A 21,180-nucleotide genomic window follows, 5' to 3' on the forward strand; every position below is an offset into this window, starting at 1 on the left:
ACTTCGGAAGGGGTGGGGGATCGTGAGATGACGTTGCGCGCCCGTGTGATCCTTTTCAGCATATAAAAACGCCATGGCTGGTGATTCCGGCCATGGCGTAATAGTCCGCGCTCCCTTGGTGTCTTCCTGACACACCGGTGCTTTGCCGGTTCCTGTGAGCTTCCTCGCTCAGCATGCCTCCCTGACGCGCTTAACGACAGTGTCCCTTGTCTGACAAGCAATGGTTTGCTTAACCACTGACTGTCACCGCCCGTTGTAAGGCATCTCTATGACAATATCGCGTCGCGGATGTGACGTTTTCATGGCGACTTTCGATGGCCGCTTCCGGTGGCCACTTCTGTTAGTATCTCGCTCTTTTCATACAACACACTCAACGGGAACACGGCAATGAACGCGGTTATTTTGGCCGTTCTGGTCATGGTGGGGCTCGCCTTGGCGCGAGTATCGGTAGTGTTTGCGCTTATTGTGGGCGCCTTGGTGGGTGGCCTAGTCGGTGGTCTGGGGCTTGAGGACACGCTGGCCGCATTCAACGATGGCGTGGGAGGCGGTGCCAAGGTGGCGCTGGCCTACGCAACGCTAGGGGCATTCGCCGTGGCGATTTCACGCTCAGGACTTCCCGACTTGTTGGCTCAGCGCTTGATTCGTCTGCTTGGGCACGAGGCGTCATATAAACGCCAATCGGCGGTGAAATACATCCTGCTCGTGGCCTTGCTATTAGTGGCGATTTCCTCGCAGAACCTGATCCCCGTACATATCGCCTTCATTCCCATTTTGGTTCCGCCGCTACTCAAGATCATGAATCCCCTGCGTTTGGATCGACGCATGGTGGCGTGCGTGCTGACCTTTGGTCTGACGGCACCTTATATGCTGTTGCCAGTCGGGTTCGGGGCAATCTTCCTCAACGATATTCTATTGGCCAATATCAATTCGGCAGGCGAGGCCGTAGGGCTCGAGGTAACGCGTGGCATGGTACCGCTCGCCATGGGAATTCCGGTGGCGGGTATGGCGCTGGGCCTTTTGGTGGCCGTGTTTTATTCCTATCGCAAGCCGCGTGATTATGAAGCGCGCGATGTTGCCGCTAGCAATGCTCCACATCACGCCAGTGAAGTGACGCTTCATACACGTGGGCTGGTCATGGCCGTCGTGGCCATCGTCGCTGCCTTATCGATTCAATTGTATAGTGGCTCGATGATCATGGGCGGGCTCGTGGGTTTTGCCTTGTTGTCGTTGGGCGGCATCTTCAAGTGGCGAGAAGCCGATGATCTTTTCACCAGCGGAATGCGCATGATGGCGCTTATCGGCTTTATCATGATCACGGCGGCGGGGTTTGCCTCGGTCATGCAGGCCACGGGGGATATCGATACGCTGGTCGAAAACGCCTTCGCCATTATCGGTGACAATCAAGGGCTCGCCGCGTTGCTCATGCTGTTGGTTGGCTTGTTCATAACGCTGGGGATCGGCTCGTCGTTCTCGACGATTCCTATCATCGCCGCGATTTACGTCCCGCTGGCCATGCAATTCGGCTTCTCGCCCATGGCCACGGTGGCCCTGGTGGGCACCGCTGCTGCGCTGGGCGATGCCGGCTCGCCGGCGTCCGACTCGACGCTGGGGCCGACCTCGGGGCTCAATGTCGACCGCCAGCACGACCATATCTGGGACTCGGTCGTCCCCACCTTCATTCATTACAATATCCCGCTCATTGTGTTCGGGTGGTTGGCGGCAATGTGGCTTTAAATGGATGCCTGTCTCTTTTAAGGGAAAGCGTGTGGTGTCGCCGAACTTGCTTGAAGGCGCATAAGGCATCTTGGGAGGTCCAAGCTTGCGACAGGTTAAATAAAAAAGAAATACAGGACTTGGCAATAAGCGAATAAGTAGCGATAATATGAACACATCCCAACTGTCTAGAGGTACAGAATGTCTCTGTTGAGCGAGTACATGAAAAAGGAACAGCTGCTAAAGCAACTCAGCGAAGAGTTGCAGCAGCTGGAGCAGGACCAGCGCCTGACATCAGAGCTAGAATTCAAGGAAAAGCTCGAAACCTTGATGAAAGAGTACGACAAGACGCCTGCGGCCGTTATCGAACTGCTCGACCCGCAGCCGGATTCTCGTCCTGCAGCGTCGTCTCAGGCGAGCACCGGCGGACGCCGCAAGCGCAAGCTGAAGATCTACAAGAACCCCAATACCGGTGAAGTGGTAGAAACACGGGGTGGTAATCAAAAGACGCTCAAGGCGTGGAAAGATCAGCACGGCAACGAGACCGTCGAGTCTTGGTTGGTGCGCGTCGAGGACTGAACGTTCTTTGGGGTAAGCGCTTTCCAGTGAAAGCGCGTTAAGTACGCTAAGCGTATTCTCCAGAAAAGGCTGATGCTTTAGAGCATCAGCCTTTTTTATTTGCTCCTGGACGTGCTGGCGAGCTAATGAACCGTCAAGAGCGGCACCTCCAGCTCAAAGCTCTCGAGCCGCGAATATGATGACGAGCTTTCCCGCCACGTCACGATGACGGGTTCACCACTCAACCATTCATCATGCGTCGGTAACCATTCGTACAGCAGATAAGCAAATGCGCCAGCGATGTTCTCCCTCCTCGCCACACGCATCTTGACCTGCCGTCTGGCAGGAATGCAGACCTGTCTAAATGCCATTGCCGGAGGTGTCATACAGTTGCCTTCGACCTTGAAGCCGAAGTCGATGCGGACCCTGCTCGCGGGCGTTATATTCGGATCGTCGTGATATATCCAGGTCCTCAAAACCTCGCATCCTCTCAAAGAATGTCGCCATCGTTGTGCGTAGTAGTGCCACAAGCTGGGGTGTTCGCTTATCGGTACATTGCCGTAATGCCGCGTCAAAAAACAGCGTGCCTCGGGCCGTATCTCGACCGTCAACGCCTCAGGGGCGCGCCGTGACACCGTATCGTACAAGCGGTCGTGGAAGCGGCGTCGATAATCGCTGGGCGAGACGCCGAAGTAGCCATGAAAGGCCCGTGTGAAAATGGCATGACTGCGATATCCGCAGCTGATGGCGACATCGAGCACCTGCATCGGCGTGCGACATAGCAGCAGAGCAGCGCGTTCCAACCGTACCGAGTCACGATATCGCCCGGGTGAGATACCGAAGAAGCGGTTGAAGTTACGCCGTATCTGCGCTTCCGAATATCCCAGGTAATTGGCCAGCTCACTGATCGATGGGCTATCGCCTGACCGCTCATGCAGCCATATCTCGGCGGCTCGCATGGTATTGAGGCTGGTCGATAACGGTGTCTCATACGCTGCCATAAATGATTCCCCTTGGTTTTTTTGCGGCTTTATTTGTAAGTTATTGCCTACACAACTTGTAAATATCGAGAAGATGACTGGAATTGCAAAGCCCGGAAGGATGAGAACCCTAGTATGCAAAACAGGTAAAAGATAGTACAAAAATAAAACCAAAAGGACCTGTTGTTTAGAATATTTTTTTATGTAACCAATAGTTAATTTTGAGGTTTGCTTTTTTGTAAAGAAGGCGAAAATGGCTTCCTTTATCTTAAAAAGGAGGGGGTGTTGAAGGAAAATATATAAATTGCGCTGAATATTTATATAAAAAACAGTTTTTTATAGCATTTTTTAGGCCATGGAGGGGGTGCGAATAAAAAGAAATGCATGTAAAGGGGGTCTGTCTTTTATTTCGGATACCTCCTACGTAAATGAGACGAAATCTCATTCATTTTAAAGATGAGAGGCGGTCGAAGTGAGCAATATGAGGGTCAATGCTCTAGCAGCCGCTACACGAAAAACCGTAGGTAGTAAACGATAATTAATGGAGGTCGAGATGCTTGGGAAACTCAAAATACCGGCACTAACAACGGTCGTATTTGGTACTGGTCCTGAGCGGTTGCAGTGGTAGTTCCTCCAAGTCTCAGCCCATGGATGGTGCTACGGGCGATGGTCCTGACATGGGTGACAACAACGGGGGCGGTAACAACGCGCACTCGTGGCGCTGCAATCCGCTGATAACGCCATTGGCCCGGGCAAGGTGGACACGACACTCGATGACCTGATCGGCGTGTTATCCGGCAATGCCGTGCCCGTGCGGCCCGGCGACTTGCTGTCAGCACTTACGGCGGGGCTCGACAATATCTTGGCACCGTTAATCGACCAGCTGCTCAGCGCCCTGGGATTGAGCCTCAATGGTGTGGATGCCGAATTGCTGGGTGCCGGATATGGAAAAGCTTGAAGATCGCCTCACGGAGCTAGGTTTAATTACCGGTGAGGATGGCACACAAAAAGATGATAGTTGGCTCGCTCGCTTCAATACCCGATTTTGTAAGGATGCCCCCCACGTTTGAAGAAGGGTTGCTGACGATCTGCGTTCAAGCTGACTTTCCGCTTCCTATCTTGAACCTATTTGGCATCAGCATACCGGGCACGCCAGATCCCTTGAAAACGACTGCCAGCATCTTTTTCGATTGACGAGGATCAGAGGCGCCACCGACGTCTATGCTAAGTAGTGACTCGGGGAAAAGGATGGCGGGTTTCATCTCGATGGCAGGAGGCTGCACGCATGCTAAAGGGCATCGACAAGACCAAGGCCAAGCCTTGGCTATGGTATCTCCTTGTACTGGCGCTCCTGCCGCTGGAGGGGGCAGGAGCGGCCGAGGATGACGCTCCAGTACCGTCTGCTACCACGCCCACCGCGATGATCGTGGTGCCCAGTCAGATTTCGCTGCAAAGTGATGGTGCCCTGTTGGGCGATGTGCGCGACGCAGTCGTGGCCAGTGCACGTCGGGTGGATTCACCGCGGCTCAGCGATGCCTGGTTGGCATTGGAGTCGCCCGACGCGGTCGTCGCTCAGCGTCAATGGACCTGGCGAGCTTTCGCCCTGGCGTTGGCCGCGCTGGTCATGGCAGTGCTCGCCATCTGGCTGGCGCGGTGGCGCGAGCGCAAGCGCCGCTTGAAGCGTCTAGCGCTGCGTAACGACAGGGTGACCGATCTACCGGGGAGGGTGTTGCTCGAACAGCGGATGCAACGCTTCATGGACGACGTCTACGCCGTCTCGCTTTATTACCTGGCGTTCGATGACTTGCGCCACCTGCGCGCCCAGTTCGGGGTCGAATGCGCCGATCTGGCGGCACAGGCCATCGCCGAGCGCCTGCGTGATACCTGTGGCGGCGTGTGTTATCCGGCGCGACTCTCGGACGACGTCTTCGTGGTCATGGCCACCGGCGCACCAGCCCCCTTGGCCATGGCGGCGCGTTATCAAGAGCTGCTCTACGCGCCCATTGAGGTTCATGGTGTGCCGCATCGGCTTGAGCCGCGCATCGGGATTGCCGTGTCGCCCGAGCATGGCAAGACACCCATGGCGCTGTTGCAAGCCGCGCAGGATGCCGCCGACCAGGTACTGGCCAGTACCGGTGCCGAGCCGCAGCTATTCAAGCTCGACCTGCTCAAGACCGCCGAGCGTCGGCGGTTCCTGGCGGAGACGCTGGCCGATGCAATGGAGCAAGAAACGCCGTTCTTCGAGCTGTATCTGCAACCCCAATACCGTCTTGCCACTCGGCAACTGGTAGGCGCTGAAGCCTTGATTCGTTGGCAGCACGCCACCTTCGGCACTATCTCGCCGGGTGAATTCATTCCCGTGGCCGAAGCCAGCCACCAGATCGTGCCGCTGGACGAAAAAGTCTTCGACACCATGCTCGCCTGGCTGGCGCGCTACGAACTGCCGCAGACGCAGCGCCTGGTGTGGGCGATCAACCTGTCGATACGCCATTTCGATGACCACCGATTCACCGACTGGCTGCTGGCGCGCTGCAAGCATTACGGCGTCCCCCCGCAATGTATCGAGCTGGAGGTCACCGAGCATGTCGCCACACAGGACCTTTCCCAGGTCCGCCAAATCATGCGCACCTTACGTCTGCACGGCTTCAGGCTGGTACTGGACGACTTCGGGGCCGGCTATACCTCGCTGCGGTTTCTCAAGGAATTGCCGTTCACCAAAGTCAAACTCGATAAGGTTTATATCGATGCCATCGCCGACGACGAGCGCAGCCAGTTGCTGGTAAAGGGCATCATCGATCTGGCGCGGGGGCTAGGGTTGACTGTCGTCGCCGAAGGGATAGAAACTCAGGAGCAGATGGATGTCTTGCGCGGGCTGGGTTGCCCCATTGGCCAAGGCTATCTATTGGGAAGGCCGAGGCCCGTCGAGTCTTTCCTGTGGCGGCTATCTCAGCACCAAGAAACGCTGCCAGCGCGCACCGCACGCGCGCGCTAGGGTTTGTACGCCAATTCGGTGGGCGCGGAGTATATAAAATACCGCAGGGATTGAACTTCGCAGATTCGGCATCATCTATAATGCTGGGCCGAGTCGATGCCAAGCGATTCACATCGCCTATTCAGAAAGATCGTTTTTCCCGCGTTACCTATCCGCGCGACTCGTTGCCGTACGTCGAGCGTCTCCGGTGAACCTCACCGAAGGCGTGCTATTACGTTTTTGAACCGTTACATCGTGATTTCAATATTTCCATGAAAAACAATCGCCAAGCCTCGTCACGCCAAATGGACGAGCGTGAAAAACTCCGCAAGTTTCGTGAACTCGATGACGCCTTCGCCACGGCTCTACAGGAGCTCGATGGCGGCGGGGCAAGCAATGCAGAGGCCGAACCTCAAGAGCCGCCGTTCGAGGAGCGCTTGCAGGCGCTGATGAACGAGTACAGCCAGTCCAGTCGAAGCGTTGCCACGTTGTTGCGCACCATCGTCGAGCTGCGTCACACGTCACGCGGGGCACAGTGAAACACCTGCTGGGGCGCGTCACTGGCGCGCTGAGAAGATACGAAGAGAAAGTGTTGACAGCGCCCCCACAAAGGTCCAAGCTTAGCTCAGTAGGTTAGCAAGTGGCATACCGCAGTAGTAATCGATGTTTTCGAGAGCCTGGTGTATCGCTAATTTGTTTTACCCACTGCAACTCGGGTAAATACCCGGCAATTGAAAGCGCAAAGGATATTGAAAATGGCAACTGGTACAGTTAAGTGGTTTAACGACGCTAAAGGTTTCGGCTTCATTTCTCCGGACGACGGCGGCGACGACCTCTTTGCCCACTTCTCCGAAATTCAGGCTGAAGGTTTCAAGTCCCTGCAAGACGGTCAAAAAGTCTCTTTTGACGTCACCCAGGGCAAGAAAGGCCTTCAGGCCTCTAATATCAAGCCTGAGTGATCTCACTCGCTTGATTCGAAACCTCCAAGGTTTCGCATAGCAGGGCCCGCTTCGGCGGGCCCTGTTACGTTTTGGGTGGCGGATGATCAACGACTGCTCGGTAGTGACTCCAGCCATTGGCGTATACGCTTCTGATGCCAGCGACGCGACACGCGGTAGGTATCGAACGACGTCGGCACGATCAGGCAGCCCTGATTTTTGACGTTGGGGTCGAGCTCCGCCTTTTCCAGCATGAAGCAACGGTAGGCTCCCAGCGGGCGATTCTCGCTGCCGTAGATCGCGATCAGCCGGATCTCCAGCATCCTCAGCATTTCATCATCGAGCGTCAGCGTGTTCCGGTCGATATCGAGATTGTGCCCCTCGGCGATGTGATCGATGATCTCCCTGAACGAGCACACCTGATGATAGTCGCCCGAGGCGAGTGGGCCTTGGCGCGTGGCACTTTCCTCGCTACTTTCTTCTCCGCTGTCATCCGACCGCGTGTAGTCGGTTAGATCGCAGGTATATTCGCCTTGGGACGTATGCAATACACCCAGGACATTCGTGACGAAGATCGCTTCTGAGCTCATGTTGCTGATCAGGCACATGCCGTCCGGCGACTTGCTGCGGCCGCGGTTGATGAGGATGCGCGGCCGCCGCTGGCGCGCAAACCCCAGGTAAAGCAGCTGCGCGTAGAACAGCCACACGCCCAGGGTGCAGAAACTCGCGATTGCGCTCAGCGCACCGCTATTATTGTTGAGCCACTCGAGCATTCCTTGCTCTCCTTATGGGTGGTAAGTAAATGGTATTGTTTGAAAAAGAATAAACGCTATCGACGCAGAGCGTCTGACAGCGTTCGTTGCTGGCGTTAGTAGTCTAGCAAAAGGCGTGAAACGTGCGTCGCGAATGGCGTGGTACATCTACCTATTGCGCGGGTCATATAGCTTGTTATGTCATCAGCTAAGTTTCAATAACAATTGTTAAGAACAAGACATAGAGCCTGTCACTTTAAAAAGTTGATTCTGCGCGAGGTCAACCGGGCGCGGATCAGCCGGCGTCGTTGCCGTCACGCTTGAGGCGTTTCACCCAGCGCTGCTTGGCGTATTTGCGCAGGTTCTCGACGTTGTCCGTCTCGTCGACGATATCCTGGCCGAGAATCGTCTCGATCACGTCTTCCAGTGTGATCAAGCCCACCCAGGTGCCGTGCTCGTCGTACACCACGCGCATGTGGCCGTGATCCTTGAGCATCGCGGTGAAGACATGCTCCACGTTATCCGTCTCGTGCAGCGCCTCGATGGGGTGCATCAGCGCCTTCATGGTCTGCTCATCCTCGGCGTGATAAGTATCCGCCTTATGGATGTAGCCAATCGACTGCTCGCCGCCGTCCATTACCGGAAAGCGCGTGAACTGCATCTTGCCGAACTGCGCATCGAACTCCGCCACGCTGAGATCCGGCGTCACCGCCACGCATACCGTGCGCGGCGTCATCACGCTCTTCACCTGAATCTCATGCAGGTTGAGAATATTGACGATAGCGCGGGCCTCGTCATTGTCCAGCGCCTTCTCATCCAGGCCGATACGCGCCAGCGCCTTGATCTCGCCGCGCATGTCGACATCGTTCTCCGAAGAGCCGATACGATTGGTGATCCGCTCGGAAAGCCAGATGAACGGCGTCAACACCACGATCATCACCCGCAAGATCGGCGGCAGCAGCGGGGCGAGGGCTCGCCAGTAGCTCGCGCCGATGGTCTTGGGGATGATCTCGGAAAGTATCAGGATCGCCAGCGTCATCACTGCCGAGGCAATCGCCACATGCGCATCGCCGAACACCACCGCCACCTGCGCGCCCACGCCCGTCGCACCCACGGTATGCGCGATGGTATTGAGCGTGAGGATCGCCGCCAGCGGCCTATCGATGTTGGACTTCAGCTTGGAAAGCGAGGCGTGCAGCTTCGGGCGCTCGTCCTTCAACTGCGCGATATAGCTCGGCGTGAGTGACAGCAACGCCGCCTCGAGAATGGAACACAGAAACGAAAACCCGATGGAAAGCAGGGCAAAGGCCGCAAGGAGGACCATGAAGACTCTTGGTTAAGAATGGAGCGAGTATTTATCCAGTCTCGAAGAAGACTGTCAATCCATGCATGAAGCGTTTTGCTTTCATCGACAGCCAGGCCCAAGCGGTCTAAGGTATTTATAGGTATTACCTCTGACTACGAGCTTTAATCACGGAGGCTGACATGGCGACCCCGACATCCATCAAGCTCGACGACGATCTGAAAGGAAGGGTGCAGCACTTGGCCGATGCGCGCCGACGCTCGTCACACTGGCTCATGCGTGAAGCCATCGAGCAGTATGTCGTGCGTGAGGAAAGCCGGGAAGCCTTCAAGCAGGATGCGCTCCGGGCTTGGGAGGACTACCAGGCGACCGGCCTGCACGCGACTGCAGACGACGTAGAGAAGTGGCTGAATAGCTGGGGAACGGATCATGAGGAGCCCGCTCCCACATGCCACAAGTGATCTTCGCCCCGGCAGCGATCAGCGACCTCGAGCGGCTGCGTGAATTCTTGCAACCGAAGAATCCCGCAGCGGCCGAGCGAGCTTCCCAGGCTATCCTCCAAGGCGTCCAGGCACTCGGTGAACATTCCCATATCGGACGCCCAATCGACGACCTGCCAGAAGCCTACCGGGATTGGCTGATTGACTTCGGCGATAGCGACTATATCGCCCGGTACCGTGTCGACGCTGACACCGTGGTAGTGTTGGCCATCCGTCAACAGAAAGAAGCGGGCTTCTAGCTGGCTGCCCAGCAACCGCGCCCATCTGCAATAGTCTCAACCCGATATTCCGGATACCCGAATCAAGATGACCGATTTTATTACCGATTCCACGCGCAATCGCCTTATCGAGGGCGTTCACGTCGCCGGCCAGGAAGTCATGGCGATTTACCGTCGCGACTTCGAAATCGAGGAAAAAGCCGACGCCAGCCCGCTCACCGAGGCGGACATGGCCTCGCACCACGCCCTGGTCGGGCTGCTGGAAGCGCTCACCCCCAAGGTGCCGATTCTCTCCGAGGAATCCGCCGAGATCCGCTACGAGACCCGCCAGACGTGGCAGCGTTACTGGCTGATCGACCCGCTGGATGGCACCAAGGAATTCATCAGTCACAACGGTGAATTCACGCTCAACGTCGCCCTGGTGGAAGACGGCGTGCCGGTGTTCGGCATCGTCCACGCGCCCGCGCTGGAAAGCGGCCCCGCGACCTGGTGGGGCCAGCACGGGGAGGGCGCCTACAAGCGCGAGAACGGCAGTGACGACCAGCCGATTCACGCCCGCGCCTTGCCCGACCCCCAGGCCGAGCCCTGGAAGATTATCGGCAGCCGCCGCCATGGTGCTGAAATCTTCGACGCCTTCTGCCAGCGCCTGCCCGCGCATGAATGCGTCACCATGGGCAGCTCGTTGAAGCTATGCCTGGTCGCCGAAGGCCAAGCCGATCTCTACCCGCGTCTCGCGCCCACCTGCGAATGGGACACCGCCGCCGCCCAAGCCGTGGTCACCGCCGCCGGCGGGCACGTACTCGATGTCCAAACGCTTGAACCGCTGCGCTGCAACCAACAAGACAGCGTCTTGAACCCCTTCTTCATCGTCTGCGGCCAGCGCGACGCACGCTGGGAAAACGCCCTGCGTGAAAGCATCGCCTGATGCGGCCCTAAGCGGCGAGCTACGAGCGGCGGGCTATAATACTGACGAAGCTCGAAGCTCGAAGCTCGAAGCTCGAAGCTCGAAGCTCGAAGCCACTCTTCACAGCGCCCCGAACCTGGCGCTCGAAGCCCGCTAACCACCACATGCTTCGACAACCGATCCTATTCCCGTCATCCGCCTCGGGTCTTTAACGACAAGAACAGCATAAGGGGGTTGTCGGGGCTCTCGAGAAAACCATGCTTCTTGTAGAAAGCTGCCGCGTCCTCATCGAGCGCATCGACAATTAGGGCACGCGCTGCAACATGTCCAGCCGCGATCAAAGATCGCTCGATAGCATCTCCGAGCAGGTCGCCACCGAGTCCCGCACCCTGGCAAGGCTGATCTACCGCTAGCCTCCCCAGCTTTATCACAGGCAATTCAGTGGGCATGTTGCGCCGCATGTTCTTGGGGGATAAGTCCCGCAGCACCGCGCCGGTCGCCAGTGAGAAGTAGCCTGCCACCTGGCTTGTTCCTTCATAGCACACGACATACGTCGTTGTGGCCTTACGCTGCGTGTTCTTGACACCTCGATCCTTCAAGAAATCGTTAAGGCTATACCGGCCACAATCGAACTTATCGACTTCATGAAGCTGGGCAATAACGACAGGAGGATCAACACGCGCCGCTTCAATTACGTCTTGTCCCAGCGTTTCTTTCGGTTCATCAGCTTCATCACACATGGATTGTCCTCGATGGGGGCTTCTAATGCCCTTTCGAAGGCCTCAAACGAGCGATCATCCATTACAAGCACACGCCGATCCATCAAGATTTCCTCTGCTCGACGACATGCTGCATCCAGCACGAAGCTGGTCCGATCACCGCCACATTCTGCAACGGCCCTATCAATGAGGGCGCGTTTTTTACTCTCAACGCGCATATTGAGAGGCAACAACTTATTCGTCCGCGCCTCTGCAACTTGGCTCATGCTTATCACCTATGAATTGAGTTTTACTTACGCCTTAGCCGTTTAATGGCGCTAGCATCGCCACACACTGAATGCGTGTGTCTTAGGACACACAATAGCGCGACGTAACGCTGTCGTCTATACCGTAACGCTATTAGCTACACGTATAGCTAGACCTCTCGGGTCACTTTGGGCATACCCTATTAAAGCGCCCCGGACCTGGCGCCCGAAGCTCGAATGCGCTATCCGTCGAATCATTTGATATACTGAAAATGTATCAAGTAATTTAAGGAGGGGGCCATGCAAGGCGCGATCAAAGAGTATCGACCCACGGCGGTAGATCGGAAGGAAGACTTCTGGCAGACCTTGGGGTTGCCTTCACGAGGGCCAAAACTGCATGAAGCGTTGAGCGAAGGCATCCCCTACAAGGTTTACACAACGCTCGCGGCAGCCTCTGGCCTGGAGAGTAAAGAGTTGGCGCGGTATGTCGCCATTTCCCCGGCCAGTTTGCAGCGTCGAGCGAAAGCAGGGCACTTCAAGCGGGACGAGGGTGACCGGCTGTATCGCTTTGCTGAAGTCTACAAGAGCGCCGTCGACCTGTTCGAGGGCGACCGACAGCGGGCCAACACCTGGCTTCTCAATCCGGTGCGGGGGCTAGGTGACCAGAGGCCGGTGGAGATGATCGCGACGACCGCCGGGGCGGAAGCCGTGCTGGACCTGATCGGACGGCTTGAGCACGGCGTGTTCGCATGAGCACGGTGTCTGGATACCGACTCGTCAAGCGGAAATGGCTCAAGAGTGCCTTCGATGGTGAAGGCGCCCGATTGTACGGTGGGCGTTGGAACAGCAAAGGCAACGCCTGCGTGTACCTCGCGGGCGCTGAATCGTTGGCCATGCTCGAGGTGATGGTGCACCTCAACGACTACCGTTTGCTGGAAGACTATGCGCTGCTCGAGGTGACGTTTCAGGAAGACGACCTCATGCGCCTTCCAGCAGATGGACGCCCGGATGACTGGATGGTCGAGCCAGCGCCCTCATCGACCGCCGAGATCGGCGACGGTTGGCTGGAAAGCCAATCGAGCCTCGTGCTCGCCGTGCCGAGCGTCGTGGTGCCCAGAGAAACGAATTACCTCGTCAACCCGAACCATGCTGGCTTCAAGGCGATGGTCGATGGCGCCACAGAAATCGCGTTTGTCCCGGATAAACGTCTTTGATACCTCTTCAATGCCGCCGTACGCGCTGGAACGCTTCGAGCAACGAGCTACAATCCTGCCGAAGCCCGAAGCCGCTCTTCACAGCGCCCCGGACCTGGCGCGGCGGGGCACAGCTCAACCTGACAATTCAGCTTGACGATGCATGGTTATTAACTATGATTAAATATGAATCGTTTTATAGCAGAGGAAGTCACGATGGCCACCACCGCCAAGACTCGATCCGTTACCGCCCACGTCCCTGTAGAGTTGGCCGAGCGAGTCGATGAAATTGCCGATCGTCTGGATCGATCCAAAAACTGGATCGTCAAGCAAGCCCTGGCCGCCTGGCTTGACCAGGAAGAGGAGCGCAACCGCCTGACCCGCGAGGCGCTGACCGATGTGGATGCCGGTCGTGTCATCGACCATCAGGCCGTGCAAGCCTGGGCCGACAGTCTGAGCACCGATACCCCGCTGCCAGTGCCACGCTGATGGAGCTGAAGTGGACGAGCAAGGCCCTATCCGATCTGGCACGTCTCCACGAATTCCTGGCATCAGTGAGCCAGCCCGCAGCGGCCCGCACGGTGCAACAGCTCACCGCTGCACCGACCACCCTGCTGGCCAACCCGCGTATCGGCGAGCAGTTGGAAGAGTTCGAGCCGCGTAACGTGCGGCGGATTCTGGTCGGCCATTACGAGATGCGCTACGAGATCACGAATTCCACCATCTATCTGCTACGTCTGTGGCATACCCGTGAGGACCGCTAGCCCTGGATGCGAACCATGCCCAGCAACGAGCTACAATCCTGCCGAAGCTCGAAGCTCGAAGCTCGAAGCTCGAAGCCGCTCTTCACAGCGCCCCGAGCCTGGGCCGAACGCCTTGCCGAGATGACCACCATGCGCCTGACAGATAGCCAACGACAGACCATCCGGCAGCTCGTCACCGACGAGCTTGGTTCGGGCAGCACCGTGAAGCTTTTCGGCTCACGGCTCGACGATAGCGCCCGTGGCGGCGATATCGACCTGTTCGTTGAAGTTGACGCGCCGGTGGAGCATCCCGCACAGCTCTCCGCTCGGCTCAGTGTGCGTATCATGCGCGCCATGCACGGGCGCAAGGTGGATGTACTGCTGAGTGCGCCGAACCTCAATGAGCAGACGATACACAGGCTGGCACGAGAACAGGGAGCTTTTTTATGAGCTACAATCTTGCGGAGCGCTTGGGCTTCCTGAAACGCGTCGTCGAGCGTGAGATCCATCATCTTCGCTACTCATCGGATAGCGTGTTTGCCTCGCCGTTCACCGAGGAGCGTGCCGCCAGGCTGGGTGAAGATGAGGCATTGGCAGAGAAGCTGGAAGCCTACACCAGTCGATTCTGTCGACTTCAGGACACGACCGGCGACAAACTGCTTCCTCTTTGGTTACGCGCCCTGGGCGAGAAGACAGGGGCCGTCGCCGACAACCTGGATCGCGCCGAAAAGCTCGGTATGCTCGATTCTGCCGACAAGTGGCTCGAGATTCGTCAGACCCGCAATCAAATGATCCATGAATACATCGAGTCCCCTCAGGTTCTTGCCGACGCACTCAATACGGCGCATGGCTATCAGGAAACGCTCATAGCGTTTGCCCATGCCATGCTCAGTGACGCCAAGCGGAGGAATCTGCTTGAGTAAGAGGGGCTACGAGTCAAAAGCTACGAGAAACGAGCGGCGGGCTAGGAGCTACAATCCTGCCGAAGCTCGAAGCACTCATCAGTGCCATCGAAGAGACAGCCAAGGCACTACCCCAGCATCCCTACCTGTACCGCCACGGCCGTGTCCTTGGGACGCGAGAGGAATTTTTCTCAAACCGCGCTTACGCCAGCTTGGCGAAGCGCTCGATGGCTGGCTGGGCGCGGTGCTCGGCCTGCCACAAGTCGTAATCGCCTTGCACCGCTAGCCAGGTACGCGCCCGGCCGATGCCGGCCCGTTCCAGGCGAACGGCGAGGTCGGGGCTAATCGGTGCCCGCTCGTGCAGAATCCGCGATAGGGTTTCCCGCGCTAGCCCCAGGCGACGCGCCATTTCCGTTACGCTGATGTCCAGCGCCGGCAATACATCTTCGCGCAACGTCTCACCGGGGTGCGGGGGGTTGTGCATGTAAGCCATGTGCCACCTCAGACGCTTGGCGTGGTCGGTGCGAATTCCCTTGGTAGTGCCCGTTTCGAAGAAGGCACGCAGGCCCTTGTGTCGAAAGCTGATGATCATGTCTCAAGTGTGACTTATCACATCACACGTGACAAGCCAAGTGCAGGTCGTGGCCGACGCGCACGTTGAAGGAGAACCCTTGCACGGAGTCTCGGGCGCCTCGCCGAGTTGCTCGCAGGTGGCGAGATAGTCATCGACGGCTTCGCGGAACGCGGCTTCCAGCTCCGCCACCGTCTCACATGCACGTTCGGGGGCTTTCAAGTCTGCAACGAAACGTGCGTACGAGGCAGGCGCGTGATACTCGCCCGGGTCGGGGAACCGCCCCGGACAGGCGCTGGCATTTTTTATCACATTATGTTATAATTCATCCATGTACAAAATTACGTTCAAGAAATCGGCGGCCAAAGGCTTGTGCAAGATGCCCGCAAAGCAGCGGCGTCAGCTCAGAGAATCGCTGGAGCAGCTAGCGCAGGACCCGCAGCGCGTTGATTTGGATACGCGGAAATTGCAGAGCCGGCCTGGCTATCGGCTCAGAGTGGGTCGATGGCGGGCGATTTACAAGATCGTCGACGATGAGCTGGTGATTTTGGTGTTGGATATCGGACCCAGAGGGGACATTTACAAATGAACGCACAGATCATTGAACGGGAAGGGCGGCCGGAATACGCCGTCATTCCTTATGACGAATACCAAGAGCTGTTGCACAAGGCCGAAGAGCTGGATGACGTGACAGCGTTTGATCATGCGACGCGCGAGCTGGCGGAGGGACGTGACGAGCTGGTGCCGGCAGAGGTGGTCGACCGGCTGCTTGCCGGGGAGAAACCCGTCAAGGTCTGGCGCGAACACCGCCGCTTGACCCAGGCCGCGCTGGCCGAGCCGGCCGGCGTATCCCAGTCGTACGTCGCCATGATCGAGCGCGGGGACCGAACCGGGCGCATCGAGGCACTACGCAGGATCGCCGATGTGCTCGGCGTGAGCCTGGATGACCTGCACGACGACGTACTGCGAGAAGACGAAGCAAGTGGGCCATAATAGTGATCGCCTTGTGCGAAAGCATCGCCTAGCGCGGCCATGCCGCGAGCGCGGCGAGCAACGAGCTATAATGTTGCTCGAAGCTCGAATCCACTCTCCACAGCGCCCCGAATCTGGCGCTCGCAGCCTGCGGTATCCCGCTATGGCGATTGGCCCCGCTTGGTGGTTTGATTTTGAGCAATACCACTGACGAAGAGGTAAAGCCCCTATGGCTATTACGGCGAAGCAAAATCCCAATCGCTGCCCGCCGCACCCCGGCGAGGTGATCGACGACATGCTGGAAGATATGGACTACAGCAAGGGCGACATCGCGCGGATGCTGGGCATTTCACGCCAGCAATTACACGCCATTCTCGCCATGCGTAAGCCTGTCTCGCCACAGACAGCCGCACGGCTAGGCAAGCTGTTCGGTAACGGCCCGGGTCTATGGCTACGTCTCCAGGCGGCCTATGACGCCTGGCACGCCGAGCGCGAAGTAGACGTCAGCGCGGTGCCCTCGCTGAAACTGGTGAGCTGAACATGTTCGATGATCTGAAAGCCTCCCTGGAAGAGGCCGTGGAGATTCAGCAGGGGTGTCAACCCGCCAAGCGCGTGACGCGTTATGAAGTGGCTGATGTCGAAGCCATTCGCGCTCAATTCAAACCAGGCACTTCGACAAACGATCAAAGGGGATAACGATGGCGGACGATATCCGCTGGCAGCAGCGATTTGCCAATTACATCAATGCGTTTGCTCAGTTGGAGCAAGCCGTCGAAGCGTATGGCGACACGACGCTAGATATCATCAAGGAAGGCGTCATCCAGCGTTTCGAGTTCACCCACGAGCTCGCCTGGAAGGTGATGAAGGATTACCTGGAGCATGAGGGTATTCAAAACGTGACGGGATCGCGCAGCGCGGCCCGACATGCCTTCAATATCGGTCTACTGGAAGACGGCCAAGCCTGGATGGATATGATAGAAACGCGTAACCATACGGTGCATGCGTATCGCCACAGCATTCTGGAGACTGAGTTCAAGAACAGCATCGAACGTTATTACCCAGCCCTGAAGCAGTTTCGCGAAACGATGGAGCGCCAGCACGAGATCGATAATGAAGAGTTACGCGACCACATCGCGCGGGTTGGCCAGAGATTCGATGCGACCCATTCACCGTATCATCCCGGTTGAAACTGGCGGGGTAACGCTGCCACGAGCAACGGGCTAAAATGCTACCGAATCCACTCTCCACAGCGCCCCGAACCTGGCGCCCGAAGCCCGCAGTGTCCGGCAGTCAAGGATGCTGTTGCAGGTAGTCGTTCAGCGCCTGGCGGGTGAGGTCATTGAGCGAGATGCCGTGCCGCGAGGCTGAAACGGCGGCGGCCAGGTGCAGGTCGTGGCCGATGCGCACGTTGAAGGAGCCCTTGCACGGGGTCTCGGGCGTCTCGCCGAGTTGCTCGCAGGTGGCGAGATAGTCATCGACGGCGTCGCGGAACGCGGCTTCCAGCTCCGCCACCGTCTCGCCTTCGTAACTGATCAGGGCGCGAACGAACTGTAGCTTGCCGAACAGACAGTTGTCTTCGGTGCTGGCCTCGAGGGAGCCGTAGTAGCCCCGGTACTTCAAGAGTTTTTCCATTAGATCAGCCCTCCTGAGCGTAGCTCGATGAACTGCACGCGCTGGCACGCTTTGAGCCGAGCTAACATGTTCACGTCACTCCCACGAACTCGAATCTTTGGGAAGTAGCCCATTGGGATCATGGACCCTTAGCATGTCGCCTTCTTCCAGTGACTCGGGGTAGATGACCAAGTTGGTGCCAGCAGGATTGGCTTGCGAAGGGAAGAGAATGCCTGAACTGCCCGCCGCGAGGGCAATATCGCCGAGAAACCAGGAAGGGGGCTCAATATGGTCGTTGAACCATAGTCTGCGCCAATCACAGTGGAGCTCTTGCCAGATCTCGTCCCAGTCCTCGTTGTACCCTCTGCTGAAGTCTACGACGTGGCGTATCCTGACTTCGTAGCTCACGATGAGCCCTGGTGGCATCAAACTTGAAAGCTGCTTGTATTCAGCCAACGCGGTGGCTTCTTCGAGGGCCAGGTAAAGTGCCGGAACCCCAGGGCGGTTCAGTCGACCGCCGTGTTCCCCTGCACCGGCTCCGCTAGTGGGAGCAAATGCCCACCTAGGCACATGGACACGATAGGCCTCTGTCTCAATTGGCAGGAGCTCGATCATCCGGCGACCCCAGCTTTGAGCGACTGTACATAGCGCACCAGATCATCAGTGCGACCAGCGCTCACCAGTTGCTCGGGGGTTTGATAGTCGAAAGGCGGTATCGGCTCATTGCGGAACCAGAAAAGAGCGTCCGGCAGGTTGCCGTTGATATCTGCAGCTACCCCCAGCACGCGAATGGCATCGCGTAGAAAGCTTTGCAGCTTTTCGGCACCTTGGCCCCGAGTGATGGTGGATCTATGCACGTGGGCGCGGCTGGCAAGTGTCTGAATATCCATGCGCAGGGCACTGGCAAACAATCGTGGACTGATGACCGGCTCGCCTTCTGCACGTGCGGAGGCTTTCAAGTCTGCAACGAAACGTGCGTACGAGGCAGGCGCGTGATACTCGGCCGGGTCGGGTAAAGACTCTTTCAGAATTTCAGCGGTCATGGGAAGCGCCTCGCAACGAATATGCTACGTAATTGCTACTTCTATGTAGCATAGCATTGTCGGTCATGGTGTGCAGCCCGCAACCTCACCCCCGCCCCTCCGCCGGGCGTTCCAGCAAGGGGTCGAGCGTCTGCAAGCAGGTTTCGATTTCTGCCTCGCTGTTGTAATGGCTGACGGATAAACGCGTGGCGGTGGTATACCCAAACGGCGCGAGTGCGCGCACTGCCTGGGGCGAGGACAAAAGCTGGGCGGCGATGCCGGTTGCCGCGAGCCACTGAACTACCTCCCGCGCGTCCATTCCCTGCACATGGAATGCCACGCTGCCGTCGCGCCATAGCGCATGCGGCGCGCCGATCACCCGCACGCGTGGATGGCCATGCAAACCGCATCGCCACAGTGAGGTGGGCGATGCGCTCGCCTGTGGCGTCTCCGGCGCCTCGGGAAAGCCATGCAACAACCGATTCAACAACGCCCGCTCATGGGCCTGAATGGCCTCGCCCGCTGCCTGTAAGCGAGAACACCGGGGCGGAACGCCGGTGAAATGCCTGCCCAGCCAATCGAGATACGCCACCCACTCGGTAATGCTCGCCAGGGCAGTGGGCTCCTCACCGCTATGTGGCGCCATCAAGCCGTTCGGCGGCGTGCCGCGCATGGCCAGTGACAAACGCCGCGACAGCCACGCAAACCCCTGTCGAGGGCGACAGAAGATCGCCTCTGAACCGATCACATACGCATCGACCTCCCAATGCGCCACCGCCAGCGGCGCGTGCGCGGCGTGATGCTCCCCCATGACCAGGATGAAACACGCCGGCGCCACCTCGCGGATGGCATACGCCATCGCCGCCACATCCTGGCGCATGCCGGTGAAAGGGCAGGTATGCACGAGCGTCGCAACGCGCGTCTCCGGCGTTACATAGTGCGCGTACTCCGCCGTTTCCAGCCGCCCGGTGAGTGGATTCACCGGCACCGTGGCACTGCTCAACGCCCGCTGCCTGGCGCGCAGTGCAATGGCCGTCGCCTCCTTGGCAGAGGCCAGCGCCGTGGTCACCACATGGCTCCCGCGGGGAGTCGCCCCCAGCGCCAATGCCAATACCTGCGCCCAGCATTCCGCCACGCTAGGTGCCCGCCAAAGCTGATCATGCGAACCTGCCGACGCCACTCTCAACCAAATCGCGAGATCCTCCCAGCCATGCGTGGTCAGCATCGCCTGAACATGGTGGCCCGGCGCCTCCGCCTCCAGCGGCGCCGGCAAACTCGCCAACTCCGCATTCATCTGCACCGCTGACTTCAACGCCAGCGGCTCGCCGACACCGTTCAAGTGAATCCGCTTGCCATCGATGGGGCAGTGGTCGACGTAATAGAAATGCCCCCGCACCTGGCTCAATAACCCCAGCGGCAAACCGATCGCCTCGCCGCACGTTGTCGAGCTTTCGTCTTGCATTGCATGTGCCGCGTCCGTCATCGACATCCTCACGCCTCCCTAAGCTAACGTAACCAAAAGTTTTGTTCGTATTGTGACTATTGGTTAAGTTAAGCACATAGAGCGGCATGCTGCATTAGGTAAATGCGAATCACGATGCAGCGCGCTGGCATGACGATTCTGGTAACGAATCCTTACTTCCCTTAATATGAGCGTCGCGCGGCCAAGGCCGCGTTTTTTTATGCCGCTATATTAGATAGTCGGCTAATAATGTCGCGCGCGGGGACTGATCTACACTGTTGTGTGTAGATAGCGGGCAAATACGAAATAATGGGCAAACCAAGCGCTGCTTTGTGTAGAAAAAACGACACACAGGGCGTCGTTAATAGGCGACAACTTTTCCCAAATGCACACAAAAATCAACGCCATAACGCTAGAGACCCTACGGGTACTCGCCTAGAATGGCGTGTTGGCGCCTTCAGGGAGAGGGCGCCGTCACGCGGCCCGCGTGACCACAACCGCGGCACAACATCAAGGGCCTTGGGAAGCCGCCCGGAACAATCCTAGGGCGGTAGCGTGTCCGAGCCTGATCTTATTCGCATTACCTTTATTCGTCGTATTGGATGGAACCCGCAGCACTCACCACGTTAGTCCTCATCTTTGCCGTTCTGGCTTGTCTCGCGCTGACCCGTATCGCCCCCGATGTCGTCCTCATGGGGGCGCTGGCCTTTCTAGTCATTAGTGGCATTCTGACCCCCGGCGAGGCGCTGGCGGGGTTTGCCAACCCGGGCGTGATGACCATCGCGACGTTGTATGTGGTCGCGGCGGGGCTCAAGGAAACCGGGGCCATTCAGTGGATCGCCCATCGCCTGCCGGGGCAGCCCAAGGGCCTGCTTCAGGCGCGTAAACATCGTTAGAACTATT

The 21,180-nt window shown here is 57.9% G+C and carries 31 protein-coding genes; 21 read left to right on the forward strand and 10 right to left on the reverse strand.

Annotated elements, in window-relative coordinates:
- Positions 1–387 precede the first annotated feature (387 nt).
- Positions 388–1,734: a Na+/H+ antiporter family protein gene (locus tag L1071_RS05545; protein ID WP_246969676.1), complete on the forward strand. Its 1,347-nt coding sequence runs from the start codon at positions 388–390 to the stop codon at positions 1,732–1,734.
- 180 nt (positions 1,735–1,914) lie between these two features.
- Complete coding sequence (locus L1071_RS05550) at positions 1,915–2,292, forward strand: histone-like nucleoid-structuring protein, MvaT/MvaU family (RefSeq protein WP_246969678.1); 378 nt, start codon at positions 1,915–1,917, stop codon at positions 2,290–2,292.
- A 122-nt stretch (positions 2,293–2,414) separates the two neighbouring features.
- Here the strand turns inward: L1071_RS05550 and L1071_RS05555 are convergent, their stop codons facing one another.
- Positions 2,415–3,413: an AraC family transcriptional regulator gene (locus L1071_RS05555; protein WP_246969681.1), complete on the reverse strand. Its 999-nt coding sequence runs from the start codon at positions 3,411–3,413 to the stop codon at positions 2,415–2,417.
- A 553-nt stretch (positions 3,414–3,966) separates the two neighbouring features.
- Between L1071_RS05555 and L1071_RS05560 the strand changes: the two genes are divergently transcribed.
- From L1071_RS05560 to L1071_RS05575, 4 genes are all read left to right on the forward strand, one after another.
- Complete coding sequence (locus L1071_RS05560) at positions 3,967–4,209, forward strand: hypothetical protein (RefSeq protein WP_246969684.1); 243 nt, start codon at positions 3,967–3,969, stop codon at positions 4,207–4,209.
- A gap of 327 nt (positions 4,210–4,536) precedes the next feature.
- Entirely contained in the window at positions 4,537–6,243 is a 1,707-nt protein-coding gene (locus L1071_RS05565) for a putative bifunctional diguanylate cyclase/phosphodiesterase (protein WP_246969687.1), read from the forward strand.
- 251 nt (positions 6,244–6,494) lie between these two features.
- Positions 6,495–6,761 (forward strand): hypothetical protein, encoded by a 267-nt coding sequence (locus tag L1071_RS05570; protein ID WP_246969689.1) that lies wholly within the window; start codon positions 6,495–6,497, stop codon positions 6,759–6,761.
- Positions 6,762–6,977: 216 nt separating this feature from the next.
- Positions 6,978–7,181: a cold-shock protein gene (locus L1071_RS05575; protein ID WP_040243594.1), complete on the forward strand. Its 204-nt coding sequence runs from the start codon at positions 6,978–6,980 to the stop codon at positions 7,179–7,181.
- Positions 7,182–7,267: 86 nt separating this feature from the next.
- Here L1071_RS05575 and L1071_RS05580 read toward each other — a convergent pair whose 3' ends face one another.
- Positions 7,268–7,933 (reverse strand): hypothetical protein, encoded by a 666-nt coding sequence (locus tag L1071_RS05580; protein WP_246969692.1) that lies wholly within the window; start codon positions 7,931–7,933, stop codon positions 7,268–7,270.
- A 274-nt stretch (positions 7,934–8,207) separates the two neighbouring features.
- Positions 8,208–9,236 carry a CNNM domain-containing protein gene (locus L1071_RS05585; protein WP_246969694.1) on the reverse strand — a complete coding sequence of 343 codons (1,029 nt, stop codon included), beginning with the start codon at positions 9,234–9,236 and terminating at the stop codon, positions 8,208–8,210.
- 161 nt (positions 9,237–9,397) lie between these two features.
- Here L1071_RS05585 and L1071_RS05590 point away from each other — a divergent pair, with 161 nt between their 5' ends.
- The 3 genes from L1071_RS05590 (at position 9,398) to cysQ (ending at position 10,858) form a co-directional block, all read left to right on the forward strand.
- Positions 9,398–9,676: a CopG family ribbon-helix-helix protein gene (locus L1071_RS05590; protein ID WP_246969696.1), complete on the forward strand. Its 279-nt coding sequence runs from the start codon at positions 9,398–9,400 to the stop codon at positions 9,674–9,676.
- Positions 9,664–9,954, forward strand: a complete 291-nt coding sequence (locus tag L1071_RS05595; protein WP_246969698.1) for a type II toxin-antitoxin system RelE/ParE family toxin — start codon at positions 9,664–9,666, stop codon at positions 9,952–9,954. The genes L1071_RS05590 and L1071_RS05595 overlap by 13 nt, the downstream gene beginning before the upstream one ends.
- Positions 9,955–10,021: 67 nt before the next feature.
- Positions 10,022–10,858, forward strand: a complete 837-nt coding sequence (gene cysQ / locus L1071_RS05600) for a 3'(2'),5'-bisphosphate nucleotidase CysQ (RefSeq protein ID WP_246969700.1) — start codon at positions 10,022–10,024, stop codon at positions 10,856–10,858.
- A gap of 170 nt (positions 10,859–11,028) precedes the next feature.
- Here cysQ and L1071_RS05605 read toward each other — a convergent pair whose 3' ends face one another.
- Both L1071_RS05605 and L1071_RS05610 read right to left on the reverse strand, forming a co-directional pair.
- Complete coding sequence (locus tag L1071_RS05605; RefSeq protein ID WP_246969702.1) at positions 11,029–11,577, reverse strand: GNAT family N-acetyltransferase; 549 nt, start codon at positions 11,575–11,577, stop codon at positions 11,029–11,031.
- On the reverse strand, positions 11,529–11,822 hold the full coding sequence (locus L1071_RS05610; protein WP_246969704.1) for a type II toxin-antitoxin system TacA family antitoxin: 294 nt from the start codon (positions 11,820–11,822) through the stop codon (positions 11,529–11,531). The genes L1071_RS05605 and L1071_RS05610 overlap by 49 nt, the downstream gene beginning before the upstream one ends.
- Before the next feature lie 279 nt (positions 11,823–12,101).
- Here L1071_RS05610 and parS point away from each other — a divergent pair, with 279 nt between their 5' ends.
- The 6 genes from parS to L1071_RS05640 all read left to right on the forward strand — a co-directional run bounded on the left by parS (position 12,102) and on the right by L1071_RS05640 (position 14,660).
- On the forward strand, positions 12,102–12,554 hold the full coding sequence (gene parS / locus L1071_RS05615) for a type II RES/Xre toxin-antitoxin system antitoxin (RefSeq protein WP_246969706.1): 453 nt from the start codon (positions 12,102–12,104) through the stop codon (positions 12,552–12,554).
- Complete coding sequence (locus tag L1071_RS05620) at positions 12,551–13,015, forward strand: RES family NAD+ phosphorylase (protein WP_246969709.1); 465 nt, start codon at positions 12,551–12,553, stop codon at positions 13,013–13,015. The genes parS and L1071_RS05620 overlap by 4 nt, the downstream gene beginning before the upstream one ends.
- A gap of 195 nt (positions 13,016–13,210) precedes the next feature.
- The gene (locus L1071_RS05625; protein WP_246969712.1) at positions 13,211–13,483 is read left to right on the forward strand and encodes a CopG family ribbon-helix-helix protein; all 273 of its coding nucleotides are present in this window, start codon (positions 13,211–13,213) and stop codon (positions 13,481–13,483) included.
- On the forward strand, positions 13,483–13,758 hold the full coding sequence (locus L1071_RS05630) for a type II toxin-antitoxin system RelE/ParE family toxin (protein ID WP_246969715.1): 276 nt from the start codon (positions 13,483–13,485) through the stop codon (positions 13,756–13,758). Before L1071_RS05625 ends, L1071_RS05630 begins: the two co-directional genes overlap by 1 nt.
- Before the next feature lie 15 nt (positions 13,759–13,773).
- Positions 13,774–14,187, forward strand: a complete 414-nt coding sequence (locus L1071_RS05635) for a nucleotidyltransferase domain-containing protein (RefSeq protein ID WP_246969718.1) — start codon at positions 13,774–13,776, stop codon at positions 14,185–14,187.
- A complete protein-coding gene (locus tag L1071_RS05640; RefSeq protein WP_246969722.1) occupies positions 14,184–14,660 on the forward strand; it encodes a hypothetical protein in 477 nt (158 codons plus the stop codon). Before L1071_RS05635 ends, L1071_RS05640 begins: the two co-directional genes overlap by 4 nt.
- A gap of 181 nt (positions 14,661–14,841) precedes the next feature.
- Here the strand turns inward: L1071_RS05640 and L1071_RS05645 are convergent, their stop codons facing one another.
- Positions 14,842–15,231, reverse strand: coding sequence for a HigA family addiction module antitoxin (locus L1071_RS05645; RefSeq protein ID WP_246969725.1), 390 nt, complete (start codon positions 15,229–15,231; stop codon positions 14,842–14,844).
- 310 nt (positions 15,232–15,541) lie between these two features.
- Between L1071_RS05645 and L1071_RS16250 the strand changes: the two genes are divergently transcribed.
- The 5 genes from L1071_RS16250 to L1071_RS05665 all read left to right on the forward strand — a co-directional run bounded on the left by L1071_RS16250 (position 15,542) and on the right by L1071_RS05665 (position 17,369).
- Positions 15,542–15,799 carry a type II toxin-antitoxin system RelE family toxin gene (locus L1071_RS16250; protein ID WP_246896343.1) on the forward strand — a complete coding sequence of 86 codons (258 nt, stop codon included), beginning with the start codon at positions 15,542–15,544 and terminating at the stop codon, positions 15,797–15,799.
- Entirely contained in the window at positions 15,796–16,203 is a 408-nt protein-coding gene (locus L1071_RS05650) for a helix-turn-helix transcriptional regulator (RefSeq protein ID WP_246969728.1), read from the forward strand. The genes L1071_RS16250 and L1071_RS05650 overlap by 4 nt, the downstream gene beginning before the upstream one ends.
- 208 nt (positions 16,204–16,411) lie before the next feature.
- Positions 16,412–16,720, forward strand: a complete 309-nt coding sequence (locus L1071_RS05655; protein WP_246969731.1) for a HigA family addiction module antitoxin — start codon at positions 16,412–16,414, stop codon at positions 16,718–16,720.
- A gap of 2 nt (positions 16,721–16,722) precedes the next feature.
- Positions 16,723–16,878 (forward strand): NadS family protein, encoded by a 156-nt coding sequence (gene nadS / locus L1071_RS05660; protein ID WP_246969734.1) that lies wholly within the window; start codon positions 16,723–16,725, stop codon positions 16,876–16,878.
- Between the two features lie 2 nt (positions 16,879–16,880).
- A complete protein-coding gene (locus L1071_RS05665) occupies positions 16,881–17,369 on the forward strand; it encodes a nucleotidyltransferase substrate binding protein (protein WP_246969737.1) in 489 nt (162 codons plus the stop codon).
- A gap of 103 nt (positions 17,370–17,472) precedes the next feature.
- On the opposite strand, the gene L1071_RS05670 is transcribed toward L1071_RS05665, so the two are convergent.
- The 4 genes from L1071_RS05670 to L1071_RS05685 all read right to left on the reverse strand — a co-directional run bounded on the left by L1071_RS05670 (position 17,473) and on the right by L1071_RS05685 (position 20,304).
- Complete coding sequence (locus L1071_RS05670; RefSeq protein ID WP_246969739.1) at positions 17,473–17,814, reverse strand: type II toxin-antitoxin system HicB family antitoxin; 342 nt, start codon at positions 17,812–17,814, stop codon at positions 17,473–17,475.
- A gap of 75 nt (positions 17,815–17,889) precedes the next feature.
- Entirely contained in the window at positions 17,890–18,408 is a 519-nt protein-coding gene (locus L1071_RS05675; protein WP_246969741.1) for an RES family NAD+ phosphorylase, read from the reverse strand.
- Positions 18,405–18,836, reverse strand: a complete 432-nt coding sequence (locus L1071_RS05680) for a DUF2384 domain-containing protein (protein ID WP_246969743.1) — start codon at positions 18,834–18,836, stop codon at positions 18,405–18,407. Before L1071_RS05680 ends, L1071_RS05675 begins: the two co-directional genes overlap by 4 nt.
- Positions 18,837–18,921: 85 nt before the next feature.
- A complete protein-coding gene (locus L1071_RS05685; protein WP_246969745.1) occupies positions 18,922–20,304 on the reverse strand; it encodes an aminotransferase class V-fold PLP-dependent enzyme in 1,383 nt (460 codons plus the stop codon).
- Positions 20,305–20,879: 575 nt separating this feature from the next.
- On the opposite strand from L1071_RS05685, the gene L1071_RS05690 reads away from it, so the two are divergent.
- Positions 20,880–21,173 carry an SLC13 family permease gene (locus tag L1071_RS05690; RefSeq protein ID WP_246969747.1) on the forward strand — a complete coding sequence of 98 codons (294 nt, stop codon included), beginning with the start codon at positions 20,880–20,882 and terminating at the stop codon, positions 21,171–21,173.
- Positions 21,174–21,180 lie beyond the last annotated feature (7 nt).

Source organism: Chromohalobacter sarecensis (assembly GCF_023061135.1).
Taxonomy (GTDB): Bacteria; Pseudomonadota; Gammaproteobacteria; order Pseudomonadales; family Halomonadaceae; genus Chromohalobacter; species Chromohalobacter sarecensis.